20 protein-coding genes and 2 tRNA genes are annotated in these 22,265 nt (G+C 33.2%); 5 read left to right on the forward strand and 17 right to left on the reverse strand.

What is annotated here, in order from left to right; translation table 11 throughout:
• The first annotated feature begins 4 nt into the window (after positions 1 to 4).
• On the forward strand, positions 5 to 1,423 hold the full coding sequence (locus tag B0A67_RS13000) for an SDR family oxidoreductase (protein ID WP_072959128.1): 1,419 nt from the start codon (positions 5 to 7) through the stop codon (positions 1,421 to 1,423).
• A 477-nt stretch (positions 1,424 to 1,900) separates the two neighbouring features.
• On the opposite strand, the gene B0A67_RS13005 is transcribed toward B0A67_RS13000, so the two are convergent.
• The 8 genes from B0A67_RS13005 to B0A67_RS13040 all read right to left on the reverse strand — a co-directional run bounded on the left by B0A67_RS13005 (position 1,901) and on the right by B0A67_RS13040 (position 9,389).
• Complete coding sequence (locus B0A67_RS13005) at positions 1,901 to 3,196, reverse strand: cryptochrome/photolyase family protein (RefSeq protein ID WP_072959131.1); 1,296 nt, start codon at positions 3,194 to 3,196, stop codon at positions 1,901 to 1,903.
• A gap of 153 nt (positions 3,197 to 3,349) precedes the next feature.
• Entirely contained in the window at positions 3,350 to 3,811 is a 462-nt protein-coding gene (locus tag B0A67_RS13010) for an SRPBCC family protein (protein WP_072959135.1), read from the reverse strand.
• Positions 3,812 to 3,960: 149 nt separating this feature from the next.
• Entirely contained in the window at positions 3,961 to 4,401 is a 441-nt protein-coding gene (locus tag B0A67_RS13015; protein ID WP_072959138.1) for a sterol desaturase family protein, read from the reverse strand.
• Between the two features lie 73 nt (positions 4,402 to 4,474).
• The gene (locus B0A67_RS13020) at positions 4,475 to 5,314 is read right to left on the reverse strand and encodes a phytoene/squalene synthase family protein (protein ID WP_072959141.1); all 840 of its coding nucleotides are present in this window, start codon (positions 5,312 to 5,314) and stop codon (positions 4,475 to 4,477) included.
• A 3-nt stretch (positions 5,315 to 5,317) separates the two neighbouring features.
• On the reverse strand, positions 5,318 to 6,784 hold the full coding sequence (locus tag B0A67_RS13025; RefSeq protein WP_072959143.1) for a phytoene desaturase family protein: 1,467 nt from the start codon (positions 6,782 to 6,784) through the stop codon (positions 5,318 to 5,320).
• A 38-nt stretch (positions 6,785 to 6,822) separates the two neighbouring features.
• Positions 6,823 to 7,722, reverse strand: coding sequence for a MerR family transcriptional regulator (locus tag B0A67_RS13030; RefSeq protein WP_072959146.1), 900 nt, complete (start codon positions 7,720 to 7,722; stop codon positions 6,823 to 6,825).
• Between the two features lie 74 nt (positions 7,723 to 7,796).
• On the reverse strand, positions 7,797 to 8,756 hold the full coding sequence (locus tag B0A67_RS13035) for an ion channel (protein ID WP_072959149.1): 960 nt from the start codon (positions 8,754 to 8,756) through the stop codon (positions 7,797 to 7,799).
• 132 nt (positions 8,757 to 8,888) lie between these two features.
• Positions 8,889 to 9,389: a tetratricopeptide repeat protein gene (locus tag B0A67_RS13040; protein ID WP_242670959.1), complete on the reverse strand. Its 501-nt coding sequence runs from the start codon at positions 9,387 to 9,389 to the stop codon at positions 8,889 to 8,891.
• Between the two features lie 263 nt (positions 9,390 to 9,652).
• Between B0A67_RS13040 and B0A67_RS13045 the strand changes: the two genes are divergently transcribed.
• On the forward strand, positions 9,653 to 10,978 hold the full coding sequence (locus B0A67_RS13045) for a serine hydrolase domain-containing protein (RefSeq protein WP_072959155.1): 1,326 nt from the start codon (positions 9,653 to 9,655) through the stop codon (positions 10,976 to 10,978).
• Positions 10,979 to 11,107: 129 nt separating this feature from the next.
• On the opposite strand, the gene B0A67_RS13050 is transcribed toward B0A67_RS13045, so the two are convergent.
• The 3 genes from B0A67_RS13050 to B0A67_RS13060 form a co-directional block, all read right to left on the reverse strand.
• A complete protein-coding gene (locus tag B0A67_RS13050; protein ID WP_072959158.1) occupies positions 11,108 to 12,058 on the reverse strand; it encodes a DUF4421 family protein in 951 nt (316 codons plus the stop codon).
• A gap of 172 nt (positions 12,059 to 12,230) precedes the next feature.
• Positions 12,231 to 12,303: transfer RNA gene (locus tag B0A67_RS13055), tRNA-Lys, on the reverse strand.
• Between the two features lie 38 nt (positions 12,304 to 12,341).
• A tRNA-Lys gene (locus tag B0A67_RS13060) sits at positions 12,342 to 12,414 on the reverse strand.
• Between the two features lie 718 nt (positions 12,415 to 13,132).
• On the opposite strand from B0A67_RS13060, the gene B0A67_RS13065 reads away from it, so the two are divergent.
• The 3 genes from B0A67_RS13065 (at position 13,133) to B0A67_RS13075 (ending at position 15,975) form a co-directional block, all read left to right on the forward strand.
• Positions 13,133 to 13,564 carry a hypothetical protein gene (locus B0A67_RS13065; RefSeq protein ID WP_072959161.1) on the forward strand — a complete coding sequence of 144 codons (432 nt, stop codon included), beginning with the start codon at positions 13,133 to 13,135 and terminating at the stop codon, positions 13,562 to 13,564.
• Between the two features lie 147 nt (positions 13,565 to 13,711).
• Positions 13,712 to 14,473: a M12 family metallopeptidase gene (locus B0A67_RS13070; RefSeq protein WP_072959165.1), complete on the forward strand. Its 762-nt coding sequence runs from the start codon at positions 13,712 to 13,714 to the stop codon at positions 14,471 to 14,473.
• A gap of 11 nt (positions 14,474 to 14,484) precedes the next feature.
• The gene (locus B0A67_RS13075) at positions 14,485 to 15,975 is read left to right on the forward strand and encodes a hypothetical protein (RefSeq protein ID WP_072959168.1); all 1,491 of its coding nucleotides are present in this window, start codon (positions 14,485 to 14,487) and stop codon (positions 15,973 to 15,975) included.
• A gap of 235 nt (positions 15,976 to 16,210) precedes the next feature.
• On the opposite strand, the gene B0A67_RS13080 is transcribed toward B0A67_RS13075, so the two are convergent.
• The 6 genes from B0A67_RS13080 to B0A67_RS13105 form a co-directional block, all read right to left on the reverse strand.
• Positions 16,211 to 17,065, reverse strand: a complete 855-nt coding sequence (locus B0A67_RS13080; RefSeq protein WP_072959170.1) for a hypothetical protein — start codon at positions 17,063 to 17,065, stop codon at positions 16,211 to 16,213.
• A gap of 41 nt (positions 17,066 to 17,106) precedes the next feature.
• Positions 17,107 to 17,496 (reverse strand): hypothetical protein, encoded by a 390-nt coding sequence (locus tag B0A67_RS13085; protein WP_072959173.1) that lies wholly within the window; start codon positions 17,494 to 17,496, stop codon positions 17,107 to 17,109.
• Between the two features lie 79 nt (positions 17,497 to 17,575).
• On the reverse strand, positions 17,576 to 18,238 hold the full coding sequence (locus B0A67_RS13090; protein WP_072959175.1) for a hypothetical protein: 663 nt from the start codon (positions 18,236 to 18,238) through the stop codon (positions 17,576 to 17,578).
• A gap of 217 nt (positions 18,239 to 18,455) precedes the next feature.
• Positions 18,456 to 21,149 carry a sensor histidine kinase gene (locus tag B0A67_RS13095; RefSeq protein ID WP_089069539.1) on the reverse strand — a complete coding sequence of 898 codons (2,694 nt, stop codon included), beginning with the start codon at positions 21,147 to 21,149 and terminating at the stop codon, positions 18,456 to 18,458.
• On the reverse strand, positions 21,146 to 21,451 hold the full coding sequence (locus tag B0A67_RS13100; protein ID WP_089069540.1) for a two-component regulator propeller domain-containing protein: 306 nt from the start codon (positions 21,449 to 21,451) through the stop codon (positions 21,146 to 21,148). The genes B0A67_RS13095 and B0A67_RS13100 overlap by 4 nt, the downstream gene beginning before the upstream one ends.
• A complete protein-coding gene (locus B0A67_RS13105; RefSeq protein WP_072959177.1) occupies positions 21,435 to 22,184 on the reverse strand; it encodes a LytR/AlgR family response regulator transcription factor in 750 nt (249 codons plus the stop codon). Before B0A67_RS13105 ends, B0A67_RS13100 begins: the two co-directional genes overlap by 17 nt.
• Positions 22,185 to 22,265 lie beyond the last annotated feature (81 nt).

The raw sequence follows: 22,265 nt of genomic DNA on the forward strand, positions 1-22,265 counted from the left end.
CACTATGAAAATTCTCCTGACGGGTGCAACAGGTTACATTGGCAAACGTCTTTTGCCTATTTTAGTAGCGCAGGGACATCAGGTAATTTGCTGTGTAAGAGATAAAAACAGGTTTTACATACACACAGATTTTCTGCAAAAAGTACAAGTCATTGAAGTCGATTTTCTAGAAAAAGAAACGCTGACAGCAATTCCTGCCGATATTGATGCCGCTTTTTACCTTATCCATTCCATGTCAGGTTCTAATACCAATTATGATGAGTTAGAAAGTATTTCGGCATCTAATTTTACCGAAAGAATAAATCAGACTCAGGCACAACAAATCCTGTACTTAAGCGGAATTGTAAATGACAAGTCACTCTCTAAACATTTATCGTCCCGCAAAAATGTTGAAAGTATTTTAGCGAAATCAATAGTACCGTTAACCACTTTAAGGGCCGGAATTATAGTGGGATCGGGCAGTGCTTCATTCGAAATTATCCGCGATTTGGTCAATAAACTTCCGGTGATGATTACGCCCAAATGGCTCAATACAAAATGCCAGCCCATTGCGATAAATGATGTTTTAGAGTTTCTCTCCAAATCACTTTTAAATCCAGTTACTTATAATCAGAGTTTTGATATTGGAGGTCCGGATATACTCACCTACAAAGAAATGTTATTGGCTTTCGCTGAAGCAAAAAATCTCAAACGGTACATTTTTACTATTCCCGTCATGACACCTAAATTGTCATCATACTGGTTGTATTTTGTTACCTCAACCTCATATAAACTGGCATCGGCTTTGGTAAGCAGTATGAAAGTCGAGGTTATTTGCAACGATCATCGCATTAATGAGCTTTTGCAAGTGAAGCCCATGACGTATAAACAAGCGCTTTCGAGAGCCTTAATCAAAGTCGAAGAAGATAAAGTGGCTTCAAGCTGGAAAGATTCCCTTGTAAGCGGACGTTTTAACCGCAATATCTCGGCACATTTAAAAGTGCCTAAAAAAGATTGCTACATCGACCGAAGAAAAAAAGAAATCGAAAATCGCGATTATACCATAGATAGAATCTGGTCAATAGGAGGCGAGACAGGCTGGTATTACGGCGATTGGCTCTGGAGTTTACGAGGCTTTATTGATAAGCTTTTTGGTGGCGTAGGTTTGCGCCGTGGCCGAACCAATAAACACGACATTCATTCCGGCGATGCTTTAGATTTTTGGCGCGTTTTATACGCCAATAAACAAGAAGGAAAACTGATCTTATATGCCGAAATGAAACTGCCCGGGGAAGCCTGGCTCGAATTCAAAATCATACACAATACTTTATATCAGGCTGCAACCTTCAAACCCAAAGGTATTTTAGGAAAACTATATTGGTATTCTGTTTTACCTTTCCATGGTTTTATTTTCAACGGAATGCTTAATAAACTCATTAAGTAGTTTTAGGAGCTATTTCCTGCTATCCACTTGTATCTTTTGTTTTTTAAAGAAAAAAACAAAAGGATACCGCTTCTATCAGGGCTAGGGATGCAGTTTTTATTAGAAGTTTCATCGATTAATGTTATAACCGCAATCTTGTCTTCCCCCATTCTTCTTGAAATCTGATTTTCGTTATATCAAAAATCATCGTTGTAAGTCCCAGAGGCACGATATATTATAGAAAATTATTCTTTTTTTAAGAGAACCCCCAGCGAGGTGGTATATTTTATAATCTTGAGGGCAATTATATGTCGCTCCGCTGGAGCTTTAACATGATGATGTGTATCTTTTCTATAAATATATCGTCCCTCTGGGACTTGAATTGTCTTTATATTCTGTTGGTCTAAATATCAGGCGATTTTGTACTTGCATACTCAAACTTCTAACCATCAAATATTTCGAATTTGGTCCCGAAGCTTCGGGATAAAAAAATGTAATTTATTTAATTATCCCAGCCTTATATGTCGCAATCGCGCGATCCCTCGCAAAAGCATGATCTACCATTGGTTCATTATATCCTAAATCAAATTCAGGAATCCATTTACGAATGTAGATTCCTTTTTCGTCGAATTTCTTTAGTTGAATTTCCGGATTAAAAACCCTGAAGTAGGGTGCAGCATCGCAACCTGTTCCTGCTGCCCATTGCCAGTTGCCTACATTTGATGCCAATTCGAAATCCAGTAATTTCTCGGCAAAATACGCTTCGCCCCATTGCCAGTTAATAAGTAAATGTTTGCATAAAAAACTGGCGACAACCATACGAACGCGATTGTGCATGTATCCAGTTTCGTTTAGTTGGCGCATTCCGGCATCGACCATTGGGTAACCTGTTGTTCCGGAACACCAACGCTTAAAATCGTCTTCGTTATTGCGCCACTGAATACCATCGTAAGCCGATTTGAAATTGTGATTCACGCAATTAGGGAAGTTAAAAAGAATCTGGATAAAGAACTCTCTCCAAATTAATTCACTCAAAAAAGTTTGATTTTTTTTATTGGCCCAATGCACGAGTTTACGAATACTAACAGTCCCAAAACGTAAATGTGGTGAAAGATATGACGTACCATCCAAAGCCGGAAAATCTCTTATTTCTTTATAATTACCTATTTGAGTTAAGTTATGAGGCAATACTTTTATGCTGCTTCTTTCAAAACCAATTTGGGATAATTCAGGAAACTTGAAATTGTTTTTAGCAAAGTTAGAAAACAATGGTTTTGTATCATATTCAAAAGCTTGTCCTGAAAGATGGTACTTTTCGAGCCATTTATTTTTATAAGGCGTATAAATTGTATACGGAAGACCATCTGCTTTGGTAATTTCCTTTTCTTCAAAAACGACGTGGTCTTTGAAGGAAAAAGATTCTGCATTATGTTGTTTTAATAATTCCTGAATTGATGCGTCACGTTTTATGGCATACGGCTCATAATCTTTATTAAAGAAGAGTTGCTGAATATCATATTCTTCGACAAGAGATTTCCAAACCTCAAAAGTTTTTCCTTTTTTGATGAGTAGCGAAGAATCAATTGCGTGAAGCTCTTCGTTTATTTTTTGAAGTGAATCGTAGATAAAACTAACCCGCGCATCATTTGCAGGAAGATTGTCTAAAATATCGTCATCAAAAATAAATATCGGAATTACGGGATAATCAGCTTGCAGGGCATTGAATAACCCGATATTGTCATCGAGACGTAAATCACGTCTAAACCAGAAAAAAGCAACTCTTTGTTTTGTCATTATTATATTTCTTTTGCCACAGACTAAAGGATTATAAAGGATTTTGGTTTCACGCAGATTTGCAGATTTATTTTTGATTTTAATTTAGTAAATCTGTGTGCATCTGCTTAAATCTGTGTAGATCTGCGTTAAAAATTAATCTGTGGCGTAAAATTATTTTGAATTGAATAGTTCTTCGATTTTTTTGTGGCGATATTCAAAAATGGATTTCAGTTTATTTCTGACCATTATTGTATTGGCGAGTTGGCCTAAGAAACCAAATGGTAAGGCATAATGTACCACATCCGTCATTTTTGTGCCGTTTTCTGTCCGTTCAAAAAAGTGTTTGTGGTGCCATAATGCATAAGGACCAAAACGCTGTTCGTCTACAAAATATTGATTTTCTGATGAAACGGTTATGATAGTCATCCAGTTGATTTTGATACCTAAAAGCGGTTTTAAAGTATAGGTGATCACTTGTCCGGGATACATGCGTTTTCCGTCGAAATCCTGAATTACGAAACTCATATCATCAGGTGTTATCTTTTGAAGGTTTTGTGGACTTGAAAAAAAGCTCCAGCATTCTTCGATACTGGCGTTTAAATGTTGTACGGTTTCTAGCTTATATACTTTCATAAAATCGATTATTACGGATAGTTTCTGCAGTACGTTTGCGTTAGGGATTATAGTGTAGCTCTTTTTGTGTAAGGCTTTTTCTGCCTGATACAAAAAAGCGGGAACGGAAAGCCCGACCCACTTTTTCTGTGGGTAACGCCCAAATGATACTACATTTTATAATATTTGAAAGGCACAAATAACATCCCAAAGCATTCGCCATGTTCTTTTCCTAAATGTTTGTGGTGTATTTTATGCGCTTTTCGTAAGCCAATCAGGTATTTGTTTTTGGTGTTTTTGAACCACTTAAAACGCTGATGAATTAAAACATCGTGAATTAAAAAATAACAAGCGCCATAAGTCGTAACTCCACAGGCAATGAAAAATAAATAATTGAATCCGCCCTGAACGCCAAAATAAAAAAGAACTATACTTGGAATAGCAAAAATGACGAAGAAAATGTCGTTGCGCTCAAAAGTATCTTCGTATTTGGGTTGATGGTGATCTTCGTGAAAATACCACATAAGTCCGTGCATGATGTACTTGTGCGTAAGCCAGGTCACACATTCCATGAAGAGAAAAACGCCTAAAAAGATCAGGAAAGAAATCATTTTTTATGTTTTGAATTGTTGTAATTATTATTTGTTCTCAATCTTGTAATTGCGAGGAACGAAGCAGTGAAATTTACACCAGTTTTAATTTGTAAGTTACAAAAGACTGCGCTAAAAGCCCGGCTTTAGTATAATTGGAAACTCTGATTCTTGCATTTCCGATTTCGTAATAAGGCGTGTTTTTTAGTTTCTTAAGCAGTTTCTTGTAATACACATATGCCGTGTAAACGCCAAATTGTGCTTCGATAGGTAATTTTACAATTCCCTGATAAGCAATCCTGAAATCTTCTTCGATTTCGTTGATGATCGTGGTTTTGGCATTTTCATCGAAAGAATTTAAATCGACTCCGGGAAAGTAATTTCTGTTTAAAACCAAATTATCATCTTTGAGATCTCTCAGGAAATTCACTTTCTGAAAAGCAGATCCTAATCGCATCGCTTCATTTTTGAGCTGTTCGTATTTTTGGTTGTTTCCTTTTACGAAAACTTTCAGGCACATTAAGCCCACCACATCAGCAGAACCATAAATGTAATCTTCATATTCGGTTTGTGAGTTGTAGGTTGATTTGATGAGGTCTAGTTTCATGCTTTTAAGGAAAGCCTGAACAAGATCGTCTGTGATATTGTATTCTTTTACGGTATGTTGAAATGAGTTAAGAATAGGATTTAAACTAATGCCAGACTCAAAGGCTTTGTAATATTCTTTTTCGAAATCATTAATCAGGTTCTCTTTGTCGTATTCATGAAATGAATCGACAATTTCGTCAGCAAAACGAACGAATCCGTAGATGCTGTAAATTGCTTCACGAATGCTTGGTGAAAGCATTTTTACCGCCAGCGAAAAGGAGGTACTGTAGTTTTGGGTGACCAATTTGCTACATTTGAAAGAAACGGTGTCGAATAGTGATTTCATTTTTTAAGATCTAAAAGATTTTTGAATTAACTCAGCTACTAGTTTTCCTGAAATTAAAGCAGGCGGAACACCTGGGCCAGGAACGGTTAGCTGTCCTGTGAAATATAAATTACGAACTTTTTTACTCTTCAGTTTTGGTCTTAAAAAAGCCGTTTGCAGCAAAGTATTGGCCATTCCGTATGCATTTCCTTTGTATGCATTATAATCGTTTACAAAATCATTCTTGCAAAATGATCTTTTAAAGATAATATTATTTTTAATTTCCTGCTTTGTAAGCTTTTCGAAACGCGTTATTATTTTTTCGAAATATTCTTCTCTGAGTGTTGCGCTGTCGTTGATTCCCGGCGCTAACGGAATAAGAAAAAAACTGCTTTCCATGCCTTCCGGCGCTGCGCTCAAATCTGTTTTTGATGGAAAATTGGCATAAAACAATGGTGCTTCAGGCCATTTTGGTTCATCGTAAATATCTGCTGCATGCTGGTTAAAGTCTACATCAAAAAATAAAGCATGATGCGAAATGTTTTCTATTTTTTTATTAAACCCAACAAAAAATAAAAGTGAAGACGGTGCGAAAACCCTGCTTTCCCAGTATTGCTCAGAATAGGCGCGATGCTCGATATCTAATAAAGTTTCGGTATGATGATAATCGGCGCCGCTTAGTATAATATCCGCCTTTATCGTTTTTCCATTAATTATAATTGCTGTAGCAGTTTTGTTCTCGACTATTATTTTTTCGATAACAGAATTGGTTTCAATGGTCACTCCTAGTTCCAGAGCCATTTTTTCGATTCCGCGAACGACATCGAACATTCCGGTTTTGGGGTGCCAGGTTCCTAAACCAAAATCAGCATAATTCATAAAATTATAGAAAGAAGGCGTTTTGGTGGGTTTTGCTCCTAAAAACAAAACAGGAAATTCCAAAATCTGAATCAGTCTTTCGTTTTTGAATTTCTTATGAATATCAGTACTTACGGTGCTAAAAAACTGATTGAGTTTTAAAGTCGTTTCAACTGTGATTAATTCGAGTGGAGAAACTCCGGGACGATATACCAAATCTTTAATGGCAATGTCATAATTGCTTTTGGCCTGCCTGATGAAAGTTTCCAGTTTTTGACCGCTTCCTTTTTCGATGCTTTCAAAAGTGGTTTTTATTTCCTCGAGATTATCGTAAATGTTGATAAAATCATCCACCCCAAAATAAACCCGATAAGCCGGATTTAATTTTATAAGCTCATAATAGTCTGTTGTTTTTTTATTGAAATCCTGAAAGAAACGCTCAAATACATCAGGCATCCAATACCAGCTTGGCCCCATGTCAAAGGTAAAGCCTTCTTTTTTGAATTGCCTTGCTCTTCCGCCAATCGTATCGTTTTTTTCATAGACAGTTACCTTGTTTCCTTGTTGTGCGAGGTAACATGAAGCGGCTAAAGCAGAGAAGCCTGATCCTATTATTGCTATTGTTTTTTTCATTTGTTTAACAAATATACAAAAACTTTAAACAAAAAAAATTATAGCATGCTAATAGTTTCTTCCATAGAGTCAAAAACTCTTATTTTGTCTGACAGGAGCTTCTGGTCGATATGTTCTGTCATGTTTCCCATAAGCCAAATTTCGTTATTGTTAAGGAGTAATTTTTGCCCCATTGATTTTACATATTGATTGATGACGCTGCGATCCGGCTGAATGGTCATAAAAGAGACAAACGTAATATTTTCAAAATGTCTGGTAAGATCTTCAAGGTTTTCTATGGGCATACTTTCGCCAAGATAGATCGTTTTGTAGCCTTTGGATAAAATCTCATATTGCAGGTACAACAATCCTATTTGATGAATTTCGTTTAAAGGCAGGGAAAGCACAAAGATCCTGTTGGTTTTACTGGGCTTTAATATCTGAAGACTTTCTGTGTAGATTAATATTTTTTGTTTGATCAAATGACTCATGAAATGTTCATTTGCAGGTGTTATGGTTTCAGATTGCCATAATAATCCCAATTCTTTCAATAGAGGAAGAAAGTGGTCTTTGAAAATTTCTTTGAATGATTTTTCAGAGATCAGCCAGTCAAAAGTATTGAAGAATATTTCCTGGTCAAAATTCATCATGGCCATCTTGAAAGAAGTTATGGCGTAATTCTGAGAATTTTTTGACGAAATGATTTCCCGAACTAATTCCGGGATTTTTTCATCAGGATAAGTTGCAATTTTAGAAATCTTATAACCGTATTCGTGTAATAAAGTAATATTTAAAAGCTTCTGTAGACTTTGTAAATTATAGAGCCTGATATTCGTGTCAGTACGCATGGGCTCTAGGATATTGTATCTTTTTTCCCAGATACGAATGGTGTGTGCTTTTATTCCGGATAAGTTTTCGAGATCCTTTATGCTGAAAACAGTCTTAATATTGTTTATCATTATTGGCTATTTGGTAAACAAAAATAGAATAAAATATGAAAAGACCTTGAAAACTTGATGAAAATGATAGATTACTAGAGCTTTACTGATTCGTAATGGTTTAGTTTATCTAAATGAAGAACTGTTTTAGAGCTGTCTTTGCTTCGGTTGTACATGGTCTCGAATTTTGCTCCGTAAATGATTTCACTAAAAGTATAAGAGGTTCTGGCGGCAACGGTATTACTAAACATATTGTCAAAAGTGGTGATGAAAACTAGTATTTCTCCTTGCGTTTTTTTGAAGTCTTCTTCGGAAAAATTAAACAATGGACTGTCTTCTGTAATGGGATGTACTAATGTCCAGCTTAATGAAAGTGCATTGATGTGATCTAACTCGAGTTTTAGGCTGTAAAATTTATTGGTTTGTACACCATTTTCCTCGAAACTCAATCCTAATGTTACTTTTGCATTTGCGTCTGTAAAATTGGTATTCTTAAAAGGCACCAGCCGTATCATTAATCCTTTGTTTTCTCCATATGGCGAAATCAATGCGTTGTCTGCGAATTTTAAATAGGCTATTGGTTTGCTGAATCTTCCAAAGAATAAACCTGTTGCGATGGCAAAACTTAATAAACCAATTAAAGCTTCAGCAGCGGATAAGGCACTTGTTAGAAACCCGGTTGGGCTAATATGGCCGTAACCCACAGTGGTAAAGGTTTGCGCGCTGAAAAAGTAGGCCTGACCAAATTGGGTCAACGCACTCTGCGATTGTTCAATCCCATCAAGATGTTCAATCCCGATAGCGTAATAAACGACTGCAAAAATAAAATTCATAGCAATGTAAAAAGCAAACAAAATCGACATGAATTTCCAATTGGGCATGTCGATCATGGTGTGGTACCAACTAATTCGACGGAACAAATGCATACCTCTTTTTTCTATATTGGGAGTTCCGTCTTTGTTTACAAATCTGCCGCCATAACTGTTTGCGTTAGGTCCGAAACCAGAGTTTTTATCTGTTTGTGCCTTTTGATTTATTTTTTTTAAAAGTGCCATTAAAGTATTGCTTTGAGCAACAAATGTAAGAATAAGTTGTGGATGAAATCAATGCCGTATTTCTAAATAAAAAAGCAATCTGTATATTTTGGTTTTACAGATTGCTTTTGATTAAATCATTTTAAATTTTGCTTATTTACAAAAAGTCGCTTTGTTTTTGATGGCGCTCTGGCTTCCTAATTCGATCGCCTTAGAAAAATCTTTACAGGCATTTTTTTTGTCGCCTAATTTGTTATAAGACAGAGCTCTCAAGTTATAAGCAATATAATCTTTTGGATTTAAAGCAATAGAGGATGTGCAATCGTCAACGGTTTCTTTAAAGTTGTTGAGTTTGTAGTTTGCATTTGCTCTTCCTGTAAAGGCATCTGCGTTCATGGTGTCTAATTCAATTGTTTTGCTAAAATCGGTAAGTGCGCCTTTTAAGTCGTTCAGCTTGAGTTTTGCAACGCCGCGGTTCTGGTAAGCTTCTACGAACTTCGAATTCATGCTGATGGCTTTTGTATAATCGGCAATTGCGCCTTTTGTATTGCCAGCCTCGGCTTTTTTAAGGGCTCTGTCAAAATAGCCGGTTGCAGATTGTGCCCATGTAGAGCAAGTAATCATAATAAATGATAGTAATAATAAATGTTTCATAAACCAATTTGGGATTAGGTTAGTAGGTTAATAATTCTCAAACGAATTTAGTAAACTTTTTTTTGTAAGAGAAGTTCTTTTTCGAAATAGCTATATTTTTTATTTCTTTCAGAACACTATATTTTTAGTATTTGAAAGATATTCGTAATTAAGTCCTTAACTTAGCTAAATTCTTATATTTTTTCAACGAAGTCTTTCAGTTGAAAAAAATCGCCATCCTCAAGTCCGATTTCTGTTACTCATTAAATATAAAGTAAGATAATATGAAACAAGTCTATTTTTATTCCCAATTATTATTTTCCTGTGTAATTTTTATATGGTGTAATAAGGCCGATGCTCAGGAAAAAATGAAGTATTTAGATGCAGCACAAAGTGATCCTGTAAAGATGGGCTGGATGGTGGGGTCTCCGCCACCGGAAGATCGAATTCCTCGTTTCGATGATGGCAGTTTTTTTCAGTTTCCTGCTTTGAGGTGGAGTGTTGCGCACATGCGTCAATTTATGCCAACCGTAAATGTTTCCCGCAGACTCGGAGCTTCAGCTTCATTCGCTACAAATATTAAAAGTAATATTGATAAAGTTCAGTTTGTGCCTCTGGGCGAAACTAAAGCAATTACATGGGAAGAATCACTGCAGAAAGTCTATGCTGATGGTGTGATTGTAATGCATCATGGGAAAATTGTCTATGAAAAATATTTTGGTGCACTAAAAGTTGACGGGCAACATGCGGCAATGTCTGTTACAAAATCTTTTACAGGAACTCTTGGTATCATATTAGCTAAAGAAGGTTTGATAGATACGACAAAAACAGTGTCACATTACATTCCAGAACTTAAGAATTCTGCGTTTGGAGATGCAACAGTAAGACAGGTTATGGACATGACAACGGCTTTGCAATTTAGTGAAGACTATGCGGATCCTAATGCCGAAATATGGAAATTTTCTGCTGCCGGTAATCCCTTGCCAAAACCTAAAGATTATGATGGTCCAAAAACGTATTATGAATATCTCCCAACAATAAAGAAAAATGGCGTTCACGGAGAGAGTTTTGGTTATAAAACGGTTAATTCAGATGTGTTGGGATGGATAATTGCCAGAGTTACCGGAAAAACAATAGCAGAAGTTTTATCTGAAAAAATCTGGAGAAAACTGGGAACAGAACAAGATGCTTATTATTCTGTAGATGCTATCGGTACGCCTTTTGCCGGAGGTTGTCTTAATTTTGGTTTAAGAGATATGGCTCGTTTTGGTCAGTTAATTTTAAATAATGGTAAAGCAGGCAAGGAGCAGATTATTCCTAAGTCAGCCATTGATGATATACGAAAAGGTGGAAGCAAAAAAGCATTTGCAAAAGCGGGTTATACTCTTTTGCAAGGCTGGAGTTATAGGGATATGTGGTGGATCACCAATAACGATCATGGAGCATTTTGTGCGCGCGGCGTTCATGGTCAGGTTATTTACATCGATCCAAAAGCAGATATGGTTATTGTGCGTTTTGCGTCTAATCCCATAGCGGGTAATGGTGCAAATGATCCTTACTCTTTGCCGGCTTATGATGCTGTTGCAAAATTTTTGTTGAGCAGTAAATAAAACTGAAATAGCTTCAATCTATAAACAAAATAAGTCAGCAATGATAAAAGAAGTAATCGAAAAACAGGTTTGGAGGAACTGAGGTTTAGGTTGGGTTAAATTTCTGTTTTAATCAGTGGGTCATTAATTCTAATCTGATTTTGGTTTCTTCTTGTCCCAGAAAGGGTTAGAATCAAACCTCCAGATATAGGCAATCTGAAAATTTCCGGACGACAAACCGACATTGCTATTAGTGCTTTCTGAAAATGAAGAAAAGATCAGATTATTAATGTATGATAGCCCAAGTGACCATTTTTCTTTATTGTATCCTGTTGCGATTCTCGGGAAGAAAGTAGGGTATATTTCTATCTTTTGTTTGCCGAAATCATTTATTCTTTCTGTACCAAAATTAGCGCCCACTGTAGCTGATCCGCTGGCGAACCAACGTTTGTTAATGGCCCACGTATACGCATAACCTCCGCTCACGCCAAACTGAAAGTTGCGCAATGAATTCCTGGTTTTATGTACAAAAGAACTGTCAGAACTTATTTTTGTAAAATAAACTCCGCCTCCAAGCAAAAAACTTCCTGCTGATTTCAATTGCCTTTCGTTCTGGTTAAAAGCAGCTTTATAGGAGAATTTTTTATTATTAAAAACATACTGACCGAATGCACCATATTGCTGAATGGTTAAATCCGGATATAATACTATATTTTTATCATTATCGTCCGCAGTATAAAATCCGTGATACTTTTGAATAAAAAGATCAATTATAAACTTTCGTCCATAATTATGAATCTGAAAATCCAATGACTTGGTTTTTCCTTTCTCTTTGTCTTTCATGAAATTCAGGCCATATCCATAACTCAGATTAATGATCGTATTGTTTACAGAAACTCCAAGTCCTAAATTCATGGGGGCATTAGGCATAAATTGTTTTATTTCTCCATCTACAGCCTGTTCCATCGAAATAAATTTCATTGCAAGATAAGTTCTTATCGAAAGTTCATCCTGAAAAGGTTTGATATAGGTCGTGTCAATTTGCGCTTTGCAAAAATAAGGGAGTAGAAAAATAAGAAAAAGAAAAAAATAGGATCTCATTGTAGTAGTAAACGAAAAGTAATTACTCTTATTATTTCAGGAAGAACCTATTTTGAAAGAGCTGCAGATTGTAAAATAAAATTTTTCCTTTCTCAATAGATTTGAGAATTGATCCGTTCCTCTATAAAGATAAAAATAAAAAAGGTCAAGTAAATAAATACTCGACCTTTCGTGACCCGACTGGGGCTCGAACCCAGGACCCCATCATTAAAAGTGATGTGCTCTACCAACTGAGCTATCGAGTCGTTGCTTTCAAGAATCTTATATTGTAAATCACAATTTGTGACCCGACTGGGGCTCGAACCCAGGACCCCATCATTAAAAGTGATGTGCTCTACCAGCTGAGCTATCGAGTCATATTCGATTCTTGAACGCGGGTGCAAATATAAGGAGTTATTTTTTAAATATCACACCTTATTTGAGTTTAATTTAATGTAAAATTAATGGGTTGAAATAGAGATAGAAACAAAAAAAGATAAAGTGCCTTTTGCATGTTTTTATCTTTTTTGTGATCTTACACATGTAAAATCCGAACTTTTTTATTGACCGATTTGAATGTTTTATTGAAGAGGTATGCTATGTGAAAGAAAAAAATGTCTTGCTTTCAGAGTATATCAAATAATTCCTAATAGAAGAACTAAATTTTATTGTTAGCTTTTATAAAAAGGCAAAGGATTTGCAAATAAAAAAAGCCTGAGAATCTAAATTCTCAGGCTTTTTTATTGTGAACTCCTTGGTACAAAATTCGAACCTTTTACTTGAAGATTTCCAAGTTTTAAGCGAGTTGACAGAGGTTTAATAATGAAAGTATTTGATTGCCCTAGTTTATTAAAAAGTTGCAACTAGGCTAAATGGGACTGTATAAAGCACATCTAATTGTATGAAATACAAAGTCCCTTAAGTTTAAGGCTATCTAGTAAATAAACAAAAAGTTTATCATTTGTTTCAGCAATATTGAAAGCTTAGGCTTAATAATATTGTATTTATATAGGTAAGAACTCGAAAGGTTTCAATATTAAAAATTCACCGTATTGAAAACTAGAATATTAAAATAACAAACTAAAATTTAAAATTATGAAACAGTTGCCTGATTTAGACACATTCGCAAAAATTCTAATAGCCAAAGGCTTTAATGGTTCCTTTCAAACGGCAGTAGCCTATCCGGGAAAGTTAAAAGAAAGCATTACCGAATATATGGAAGCCTGTAACAATGGTAAAGAAAGATATAATAGAGACGGAAACTTTTTACTAACGACTTATCTGCAATGGTCAGGAGATGATAATCCGAGTATTGTATGCGACTTTTGGGTAAGACAAGAGAACGACGGTTTTGATATAAAAAAAATGGAAATTACATGTAAAGACAGATACGGACAACTTTTGAAAAAATCGGAACTAAAAAACCTTTCAATAAGTTCGATTCCAACATTAAAGGAAGCTATTGCCCAGGTTTCTGTATTTTCTCAACAAAAACTTTCTTCTCAAAAAAGAGGATTTAGAATGTAACAACTATAAAATAATTAAAAGTTAACTAGTTTAAAAAGAAAAAGTTAGAATAAGTAATTTTATTTTTGAAATTATAAATCCAGTATAAATACGTGTTTCATATTTTTTAATTTGTTATAAATTAGTACGATTAAAATTACTAATAGCATGGCAAAAAAAAATATTTTTATCTTTTTAGTATTTCTTATAGTAGCAATACTGGTTTATGTGTTCTTCTTTGGGAAAAGAGAAAATAAGTATTTCGTCTGCGGAGTACCACCTTCGCAATTAAGGATCAATCATCCCAATTTTAATCCTAATAAGGGCGTTTTTAATCCTCCGTACAAATGGAGAAAAAGAAAACTTAATGTCAACGTCATTGACATTAACGATTATGATTTAATGGAGAAGACATTAGCTGTCGCTAATTTATGGTCAAAATCTGCTAATATAAAATTCGTTTTAACAACTGATATTTTCGATTCAGATATACGAATTTCCTTTAGAGGTAATAACGGTTATCTTTCAGCTATAGGCAATTCTGCAGAGGACGATATTTATAACGCGAAGCCAACACTTTGGTTAGAAAATCTTGACCACCAGTCAGAAGAGGAATTTAAAAGAGTCGTTTTACATGAATTTGGGCATGCAATAGGTCTGGAGCACGAACTGCAAAATCCAAGATCACCAATTCTGTGGGATTCATCTGCGGTCTATAAGTACTATATGGATGAATATAAATGGGATACTGCAATGGTTGATAATAACGTATTTTATAAATTAAAAGGTATAAAATACACAGAATTTGATAGCAAATCAATTATGATATATGCGGTACCGGCATTCTTAACAAAAAATAATAAAGAAATTCATTGGCCTAAGGAGTTATCTAATAAAGATAAACAAATCATTAGTAAATACTACCCTTAAATTTTTACATTATGAAAAACAAAATAGCCCTTTTATTTATGTTTGTTTGTGTTTTATTTACTCATCAAGTGTTAGCGCAAAATGAAGAGACTATAAAAATTGACTTTTTAAAACCAGGTCAAGAACTTAAAGATAGAAATTTAGAATATAAGACGAAATATATCCTAAAAATTGAAAATATCAATCGAAATTTATATAAGGTTGAAAGTACGATAACTTCTGAAAATGTCAACGCTACCGTGCCTGATATTTTTAAAGGAATAAAACTGCCTGGTTATTTAAATTTAGCAGTACCCAAAATTTCATCTACAACAGGCCCATTAGCCGCATCACCCATTAGCAGAAGTAATTATAAAACAACTATTGAGGGTCATCTAAAGACTATAAATGAATCCAATGCAAACTTTAAAAAGACAGCCGTTTTAAATAATGATTTTATAAATCTATTTAACACTTGTAATACAGAATATAAAATAATTGAGCAAAACTTAATAGATAAGGTAAATACGTACTTGGGATCAAAGGTTACCGATCGAGCTACTCAATCAGATAAAATTAAATCAACACTTGAAAACGTAATTAATTCATCGGAAACAGCAAGAGATCAATTAGATCTTGTAGTTCCAAAATACACTTATGAAATTGACAAAGAAATAAAGAGCAACACTAAAGTTATACTGAAATGGGAAAAAGAGCCAGTAAACAAAAAGGATGCGAAATATGACAGATCCTTAATTGCCTACGAAAAAGCTAAAGATGAAAATGAAAGTTATACTAAATTAAAAGATTCTATTAATGCAGTAATCGTTAAAACCAACGAATCTGTTGCGACGATGATAAAATTTAGAGATGAAAATAAAATTAACGAGTTAGTTAACAATTACAATATTATAAATGAGTCAAATTTTACTTTTACGAGCGAACCGATACTAATGAAGACCGATGAAACGAAATTTGATATAAAAATCACCTCAGACAAGTTATTGCCCTGTAATTCAACTGATAAAGTACATATTTTAGAAACATTGAAAACAAAAGGTGGCTGGAAAATTGATTTCAGTACTGGTATATTTTTTAATGGCGGTAATGATGACTTTATGGGACGGGAATTACAGTATCAACCTATTACTGATTCAACTGTTACTATAAAAAATAAAGATGGCGGGGATCGAATTCTACTTTCTTTAGGAGCACTAATGCATATTTACCGTAGAACTGGTAAATCAGTAAATTATGCACTGAGTCCAGGTTTAAGTACAACCACGGCTTTCGATGGAGTAAATTTTCACTTAGGAGCTTCCGTTTTATTGGGATATAAAAATAGGCTTGTAATTACAGGAGGATTAGTTCTAAGAGAAGCCAAAATTTTAGATAAAAACTATAACTACAATACAGAATATTTGAAAAAAGAGATTCCAGAATCTCCTCCAACAATTAAAGTTTTTCCAAAAGCAGGCTGGTTCTTTAGTTTAACTTATAATTTTTCAGAGTTTAAAAGTTAATAAGTAAAATTAAAACTTGCAGCCCTAGAAAAACATAATGTCTTTTTTTTATTGTTCATGCTAAAACCTAGATTGTTACCCGCCACTGTTAATTCATACTGATATTCAACCGGATCAATCCATAATTTATCAAGTTATAAAAAATTGCAACTAGAACATATCTGTTTAGTTCGTTTAAAATGTTTTTTTCGATTTTATTGACTCTTGGAAAATTGTATATCCTTTTTTTCTTTAATTAATCCTCATCCTGGTTTAATAATTGCAAATAGATGTGGCTGTATTCATCCCATCTATTCCCGTCTTTAAAACCTCTGTCAAATTTAGCAAAGTAATTTATTTTATGTTTGTCAAATTTCACACCGCTGGATATCCCGCCGTCTAATTCTTCATTTGTTAATTTATGTGGTACAGATATGTAAACTTCTACTTCATATTCATCTATTAAATAAGAATTCCAATAATTAGGCCCATATTTACTATCTTCATTATATACTATAAGATCATCTCTAAAAAGTATAATTTCTCTTTCACCCTCTTCAGCTCTTTCCGCGAAAGATTCGATTAATCTTTGATGTGCGTTATATGCTTTATAATCATTGATATCTCTAGGTATTTTACTCATACTGTCCTGTTTTCTTCTTGATTCAGCAATTACAAATTTCCAGTCAGCGATTTTTTTTCGTATTTTAGTATTTGATGCAATCGTCCTGTCTTTGCCAATTGAGCTGCTCAGTATTTTAATTGTGTCTATTTTTGCTTCAACACTTTTGGCGATCTCTGCATATAGTTTCTTTTTCACGCCTTCATTGGTTAAACTATCAATGAGAACCTCCTTAACCGGTGGTTTATCTTTGTTTTTTTCATATTTGGCTGAGGTAGCTAACCACATTCCTCTATCATAAGGCGACATGTTATTTAATTTCATTACTAGTATCCTAGATTCTTCCCTCTTTTTGTGATCTGGAAGTGATTCAAACCATAGAACATAGTTTTTTACTTTAGTCTCATAAGATAACGGTGCCTTTTTTGATTGGCCTTTTAGCGATATTGCAAAAACTAATAATAATCCAAATATTATTTTTTTGATCATAATTCAATTGTCTTTAATTTTTTGATTAACTTTTATTACCATTACACTTTATGGTATTCATACATTGAGCTGCCGTCCTGCAATACATTGGTTATAACTATCCATTTGGTTAAGGTATCAATTGTGACAATCATCTTACCATTTGGACCTGTACCTTTATAAATAGTTTTACCAGTTTCTTTAGTAACTTCATTGACGTTCATTACAATCTTCTCTTCGCCATCTGGAGATGAAGTCGAAATAATAATTTTTCTAGTTTTATCTTTCCATGTTATAATCGAAAAAGATTCAGCTTCTTCAATAATATACTTGGGCATTTTCGTCAATTTCTTTTCAGTGTACATTGACCAAATAGTTTCATATTTTAAGTCCTGAGCATGAACTCCAATTGAAATTGATGACAGTGCAATAAAAATTAGTAGTATTTTCATTTTTAAATTTTACTTTTTATTATTCGTTTAAGGTTCACAAAAGACTAAAAACAAGAAAGTTTCAACCCGGTTTTAATAATTATATTTCTTCATATATAACATATTCTGAATCTTCACCTGCTTTAAAATAATCGATAGCTGCTTTTTTAAAGTGATTCATTGTATAAAAATTAAATCCTCCACCAATGATAGCACCTACACCAAAAGGAATTAACTTTCCTAAAGCAACACCACCTCTTTTAGCACCGTATTTAGTCACAATTGTAGTTCCTACTTTTTGATTAATTTTCTGCAAAACTTTGCCCGAAACATTTTTGTTAAATTGAACAACAGCAATTTTTGCTGCCACTTTAGTACTCATTACTTTAGCAGACTGAATGACTCCACACCAAAGCCCCAATATTCTGATGAATTCAACATTAAATTCTGCATTAATGTCTTTATCATAAATTAAGGCTATTCCGTAACAGCTTGAAGCCATCCATCTTAACATTAAAGCCAAATCTCCGGAAACTGTAGTAATCTCAGCTGCAATCTGCACACCAGTTCCAATACCTGGAATTACACTAGGTAAAGCGCTCGCAATACCCACTGAAGTATATTTTTTGCGGAGTCTGTTTCCAAATAAATCAGCTAGTTCATCTTTTGATTTATTTGGGTTACTCTTTTTTAATTCTGCAATTTCGGTCTTAATTGAATCAAAAGAAGGAGAGACTGCATTAACAATTGTCAATAAATCCATGTTTTGTTTTTTATTTTTATGCTTCTTTTAAACTTTTTGTAATGTAACTAAAAGGCTTATATTGTATTTTTTTCAAAAGTAAAATTTAAAATTACTTTTAATGACTTTGCCAGTGAAAGCATCTTTTCACCTTATGAATCCCCTCTTTTTTACCCATAAACAAATAATGCCCTTACCAGTTTAAGGTAAGGGCACTGTTTTTAATCTCAAAAAAGGATTACACTTTTAAATGGATGGTAACTGTGGTTCCACTTTTTTCTATGTGTTGAACATCAATCTTATTTTCGAATGATCCTTTTAATAACATCAAGCGTTCCTTTGCCAGGTTAATTCCTTTAGAATTATGAGTTTTTATAATTTCTTTATCCCTGCATCCTACACCGTTGTCAATTATTTTACATTCCAAAATATGTTCATTCAATATTGAAAAAGAAATAATTAATTTCGGATTTTTGTGGGTGTAATCAAATGCATGAACAAAAACATTTTCTACAAAAGGCTGCAGCAACATTGTGGGAATTTCATAGAAATAGGGATCAACTTCGGGATCAATTTTAAATTCAAAATGTATTCTATTATCAAATCGCATATTTTCAATAGTTATATACAATTTCAAATATTCGATTTCCTCTTCCAAAGTAATTTTTTGCTGGGAAGAGTTTTCCAATGTTTTTCGCATTAGCCTGGCGAATGCCTGAATATAATTCAATGAATTCTCAACATCATTATTCATAATATAACCTTGTATATTATTCATAGCGTTAAACATAAAGTGTGGATTCATCTGACTCAATAATGCTTCCAGTTTGGTTTCGGCTATTCTTCTTTGTATTATTTCTTTTTCCTTAGCTTTCTTTTTATTATGCAAAAGCCAAAAAGATATAAGGCCAGCGGCCAAGATTGTAACAAGAGTAATAAACCACCAAGTAAACCAAAATGGTGGTGCTATATCAATTTCAAGTACATTAAAGATGCTTGAATTTCCAGCATTCATATCCAGGACTTCAATTTGGAGATTGTAGTTTCCAAATGGCAAATAAGGCAAAAACACAGTAGTTTTATCGCTATAAGGACTCCATCTGTTTTTAGAATTAAGTCGGTATCTAAATTTTAATTTCTTTGGAAAAGCGTGTCCTTTTGGTAAAAAATCAATTAAAAAAGAGTTATGCTTATAATCGCATTTTAATTTCTTTAAGTTGTATTGAAACCAATTTTTATGTGAAGAATCTAAAGGCATATTATTTATTAAAATCTTACTGATCGCAATAGATTTAACCTTAATTTGTTTTTGTAAAAGCTGCTTTAAATTGATTTTATAATATCCTTTATTGGTCCCCAGCCACAACTCATTTTTGAAAATTTTTGAGGTAGTTATGACACAATCTTTCAGTCCTTGTTCCTGATCCAGAAGACGAACTATTCCATTTGTGTAAATATTGATTCCTTTTTCGGTACCAATTAATAGAAAGTCCTTATAAGATTCTAGAAAAAGAATTGTATTGCCGATAAGTTCATTTTTAGAAATCGTTTTTACAACTTTAAATGATTTTGAATCATCAACAATAAATACATTTCCAAATTCTGCTGCCAGAACAATCTGTCCTTTATTATTTACGGTAATATGCTTGAATTTTTTCTCTTTCCAAATTCCGTCAAATAAATACGATTGGAATTTGTCGTTTTTATATACATAAAGTCCATTAAAAACAGATATAAGATAGGTTTTATTATTGTGATTTAGAATCTTGACAATATACTGAGGGGTATTAGATTCGAATTTAGAATAATGATTATTTTTAATTTTATATACATTATCATAAACCCTAGTTCCTGCATAAGTTATGGTTTCAATAAATTTATCATTATAAGCAAAACCTATTTTTAAGCTGTGCTTGGGTATATAATTTAAAATATTTCCCAGAGCATTAATCTCAAAAATTCCGATATTACTTCCTATCCAAAATGAATTCTTGTGACGAATCATTTCATAAAATTCAATTCCCTTTGCCGGAATATCAAAATTCAATCTAAAATCTCTGGATTCAACACTTTGAATAGTTTTATTATTTTTATGCTCTCTTAAAAATTTCATTTCAAAATCTTTAAAAGCAATGAGTGGAATAGTTTTTAAAATTGAATTATTTAAGTTTAAAAAAGTAACTCCTTCATTGTGTAAAATCACCTTTTGATTATCAATACTTTCAAATCCAATTATTTTCTTTTCATCAAATTTATTAAAATCAATCATTTTATTAAGTCTTACTTCATAAATCCCTTTGTCATTTGATCCTACATACAAAACATCTTTAACATTATCATAAACTACATTCAAAAGTACTTTTGAGTCAATGCCATAGAAATCAGATACATCTGTCATTTGATTGTTTTCAATTTTGAATAGTCCACCATCTGTATTATAAACACCCCAGGCTGCTGCAAAAATTGAATTTCTTTTATCTCTGGCAAATTCCCAAACAAATGATTTTCCAAATTTAACTGAAGTTAAATTTCCTTCTTTAATTTTCTCAATGTCGTATTGATCAATAAAACCTTCATTACCACTGTAAAGTATGTTATTAAATAAACCTAAACTATATGAATTTTTATGTAAAACGACAGGTGAAATTTTAGGTATTCTTCCAGATTGATCAATTTTATACAGCCCTTTAAAAATAGAAGTAAAATAAACTTCTTCTTTATATTTGAAAAAGGAAATACATATAAAATCTTCTTCATGAGAAGGAACGTTTGGTGAAGTTAACTGGTTTGTTTTAATATCAATTATAGAAACTCCTTGTTCTGTACCTACATAAATTTTATTTTTAAAAGAAAATACTTTTCGAACTTTATCGGCTAATAAACCATTTTTTGAAGTAAAAACAGTAAATTTTTCTCCATCAAATTTTGTCACCCCCCACCATAACTGGCAAACCACATATTTCCATTAGGATCTTCTGTAATATCCCAGCAGCTATTATGTCCCAGACCATCGGATTGATCAAGATTAGAAAAAGAACCATTTTCCAAACGTGAAACACCATTCTCCGTTCCAATCCATAAAACATTTTTAGAATCTATGAATAAAGCACGAACTGCATTATTTGGGAGCCCCTCTGCGGTAGAATAATTTTTTGAAGGGAAATATTGGGAAAAAACAGAAAAATGTAAAAAATAAAGAAATGAAAAATAAAAGAACTTATTTCGTAATAGCATCTATAAGTTCCTTTTTATTCATAATTCCTTTAGATGAAGGTATCATATCGCCTGTGATCAATTCTAATTGAGAGCTGTTGGCTTTATAACTAATAATATAATTTGCATTAACCACAAAACTTCGATGTACTTTTATGAATGAAAGATTTTGCAAAGACTCAAAGTTTTCTTTTAAAGATTTAGTTGAGTAATAATCTCTTTCAATTGTACTTACAATAGTATTTTCTCCATCTGCCTTACAGTACACAATACTATTAGCTTGTACAATATCAAAACCGTTTTTCGACGGAAAAGCAATTTTATGTTTATCTGTAAATTGATTATTTATATTCTCAATCAATAACTTAAAACGATCAAAACTAAGTTTTTTTAATTTATTAACTTCAAAGCGGGAAATGGAAATAGCAAAATCCTCTCGACTAATTGGTTTCAATAAAAAATCCAATGCACTGCTGCGAATGGCCTGTATAGCATATTTTTGATGGGCTGTTGTAAAAATCACTTCAAATTTAATAGTGTCAAAATAATTGAACAATTCAAAACCATTTTCCGGTTTCATATCAACATCCAAAAAAACGATATCGGGATTGTGTTTTCTAATGGCAGCTACAGCACTTTTGACAGCATTACATTCCTCAACTATTTCAATTCGCTCACTGTGTTCGATACACAATCTTCTTATAACACTTCGAGCGTTGGTTTCATCGTCAACAATAATTACTTTTAATTTCATATGCTATTATTATAAAATTGTGAAAATACTATAAATATTTCAAATGAACATACTAAAAAGGAATACGGTCAATTAACAAAA

The organism is Flavobacterium aquidurense (genome assembly GCF_002217195.1).
GTDB lineage: Bacteria > Bacteroidota > Bacteroidia > Flavobacteriales > Flavobacteriaceae > Flavobacterium > Flavobacterium frigidimaris.

Bases quoted from the DNA above. Each gene is read 5' to 3' on its own strand.
- B0A67_RS13015 (WP_072959138.1), bottom strand. From the start codon at position 4,401: ATGATTTCTTTCCTGATCTTTTTAGGCGTTTTTCTCTTCATGGAATGT.
- B0A67_RS13075 (WP_072959168.1), top strand. From the start codon at position 14,485: ATGAAAAACAAAATAGCCCTTTTATTTATGTTTGTTTGTGTTTTATTT.
- B0A67_RS13070 (WP_072959165.1), top strand. From the start codon at position 13,712: ATGGCAAAAAAAAATATTTTTATCTTTTTAGTATTTCTTATAGTAGCA.
- B0A67_RS13040 (WP_242670959.1), bottom strand. From the start codon at position 9,389: ATGAAACATTTATTATTACTATCATTTATTATGATTACTTGCTCTACA.
- B0A67_RS13090 (WP_072959175.1), bottom strand. From the start codon at position 18,238: ATGGATTTATTGACAATTGTTAATGCAGTCTCTCCTTCTTTTGATTCA.
- B0A67_RS13010 (WP_072959135.1), bottom strand. From the start codon at position 3,811: ATGAAAGTATATAAGCTAGAAACCGTACAACATTTAAACGCCAGTATC.
- B0A67_RS13105 (WP_072959177.1), bottom strand. From the start codon at position 22,184: ATGAAATTAAAAGTAATTATTGTTGACGATGAAACCAACGCTCGAAGT.
- B0A67_RS13000 (WP_072959128.1), top strand. From the start codon at position 5: ATGAAAATTCTCCTGACGGGTGCAACAGGTTACATTGGCAAACGTCTT.
- B0A67_RS13100 (WP_089069540.1), bottom strand. From the start codon at position 21,451: ATGCTATTACGAAATAAGTTCTTTTATTTTTCATTTCTTTATTTTTTA.
- B0A67_RS13065 (WP_072959161.1), top strand. From the start codon at position 13,133: ATGAAACAGTTGCCTGATTTAGACACATTCGCAAAAATTCTAATAGCC.
- B0A67_RS13045 (WP_072959155.1), top strand. From the start codon at position 9,653: ATGAAACAAGTCTATTTTTATTCCCAATTATTATTTTCCTGTGTAATT.
- B0A67_RS13030 (WP_072959146.1), bottom strand. From the start codon at position 7,722: ATGATAAACAATATTAAGACTGTTTTCAGCATAAAGGATCTCGAAAAC.
- B0A67_RS13085 (WP_072959173.1), bottom strand. From the start codon at position 17,496: ATGAAAATACTACTAATTTTTATTGCACTGTCATCAATTTCAATTGGA.
- B0A67_RS13005 (WP_072959131.1), bottom strand. From the start codon at position 3,196: ATGACAAAACAAAGAGTTGCTTTTTTCTGGTTTAGACGTGATTTACGT.
- B0A67_RS13025 (WP_072959143.1), bottom strand. From the start codon at position 6,784: ATGAAAAAAACAATAGCAATAATAGGATCAGGCTTCTCTGCTTTAGCC.
- B0A67_RS13080 (WP_072959170.1), bottom strand. From the start codon at position 17,065: ATGATCAAAAAAATAATATTTGGATTATTATTAGTTTTTGCAATATCG.
- B0A67_RS13050 (WP_072959158.1), bottom strand. From the start codon at position 12,058: ATGAGATCCTATTTTTTTCTTTTTCTTATTTTTCTACTCCCTTATTTT.
- B0A67_RS13020 (WP_072959141.1), bottom strand. From the start codon at position 5,314: ATGAAATCACTATTCGACACCGTTTCTTTCAAATGTAGCAAATTGGTC.
- B0A67_RS13035 (WP_072959149.1), bottom strand. From the start codon at position 8,756: ATGGCACTTTTAAAAAAAATAAATCAAAAGGCACAAACAGATAAAAAC.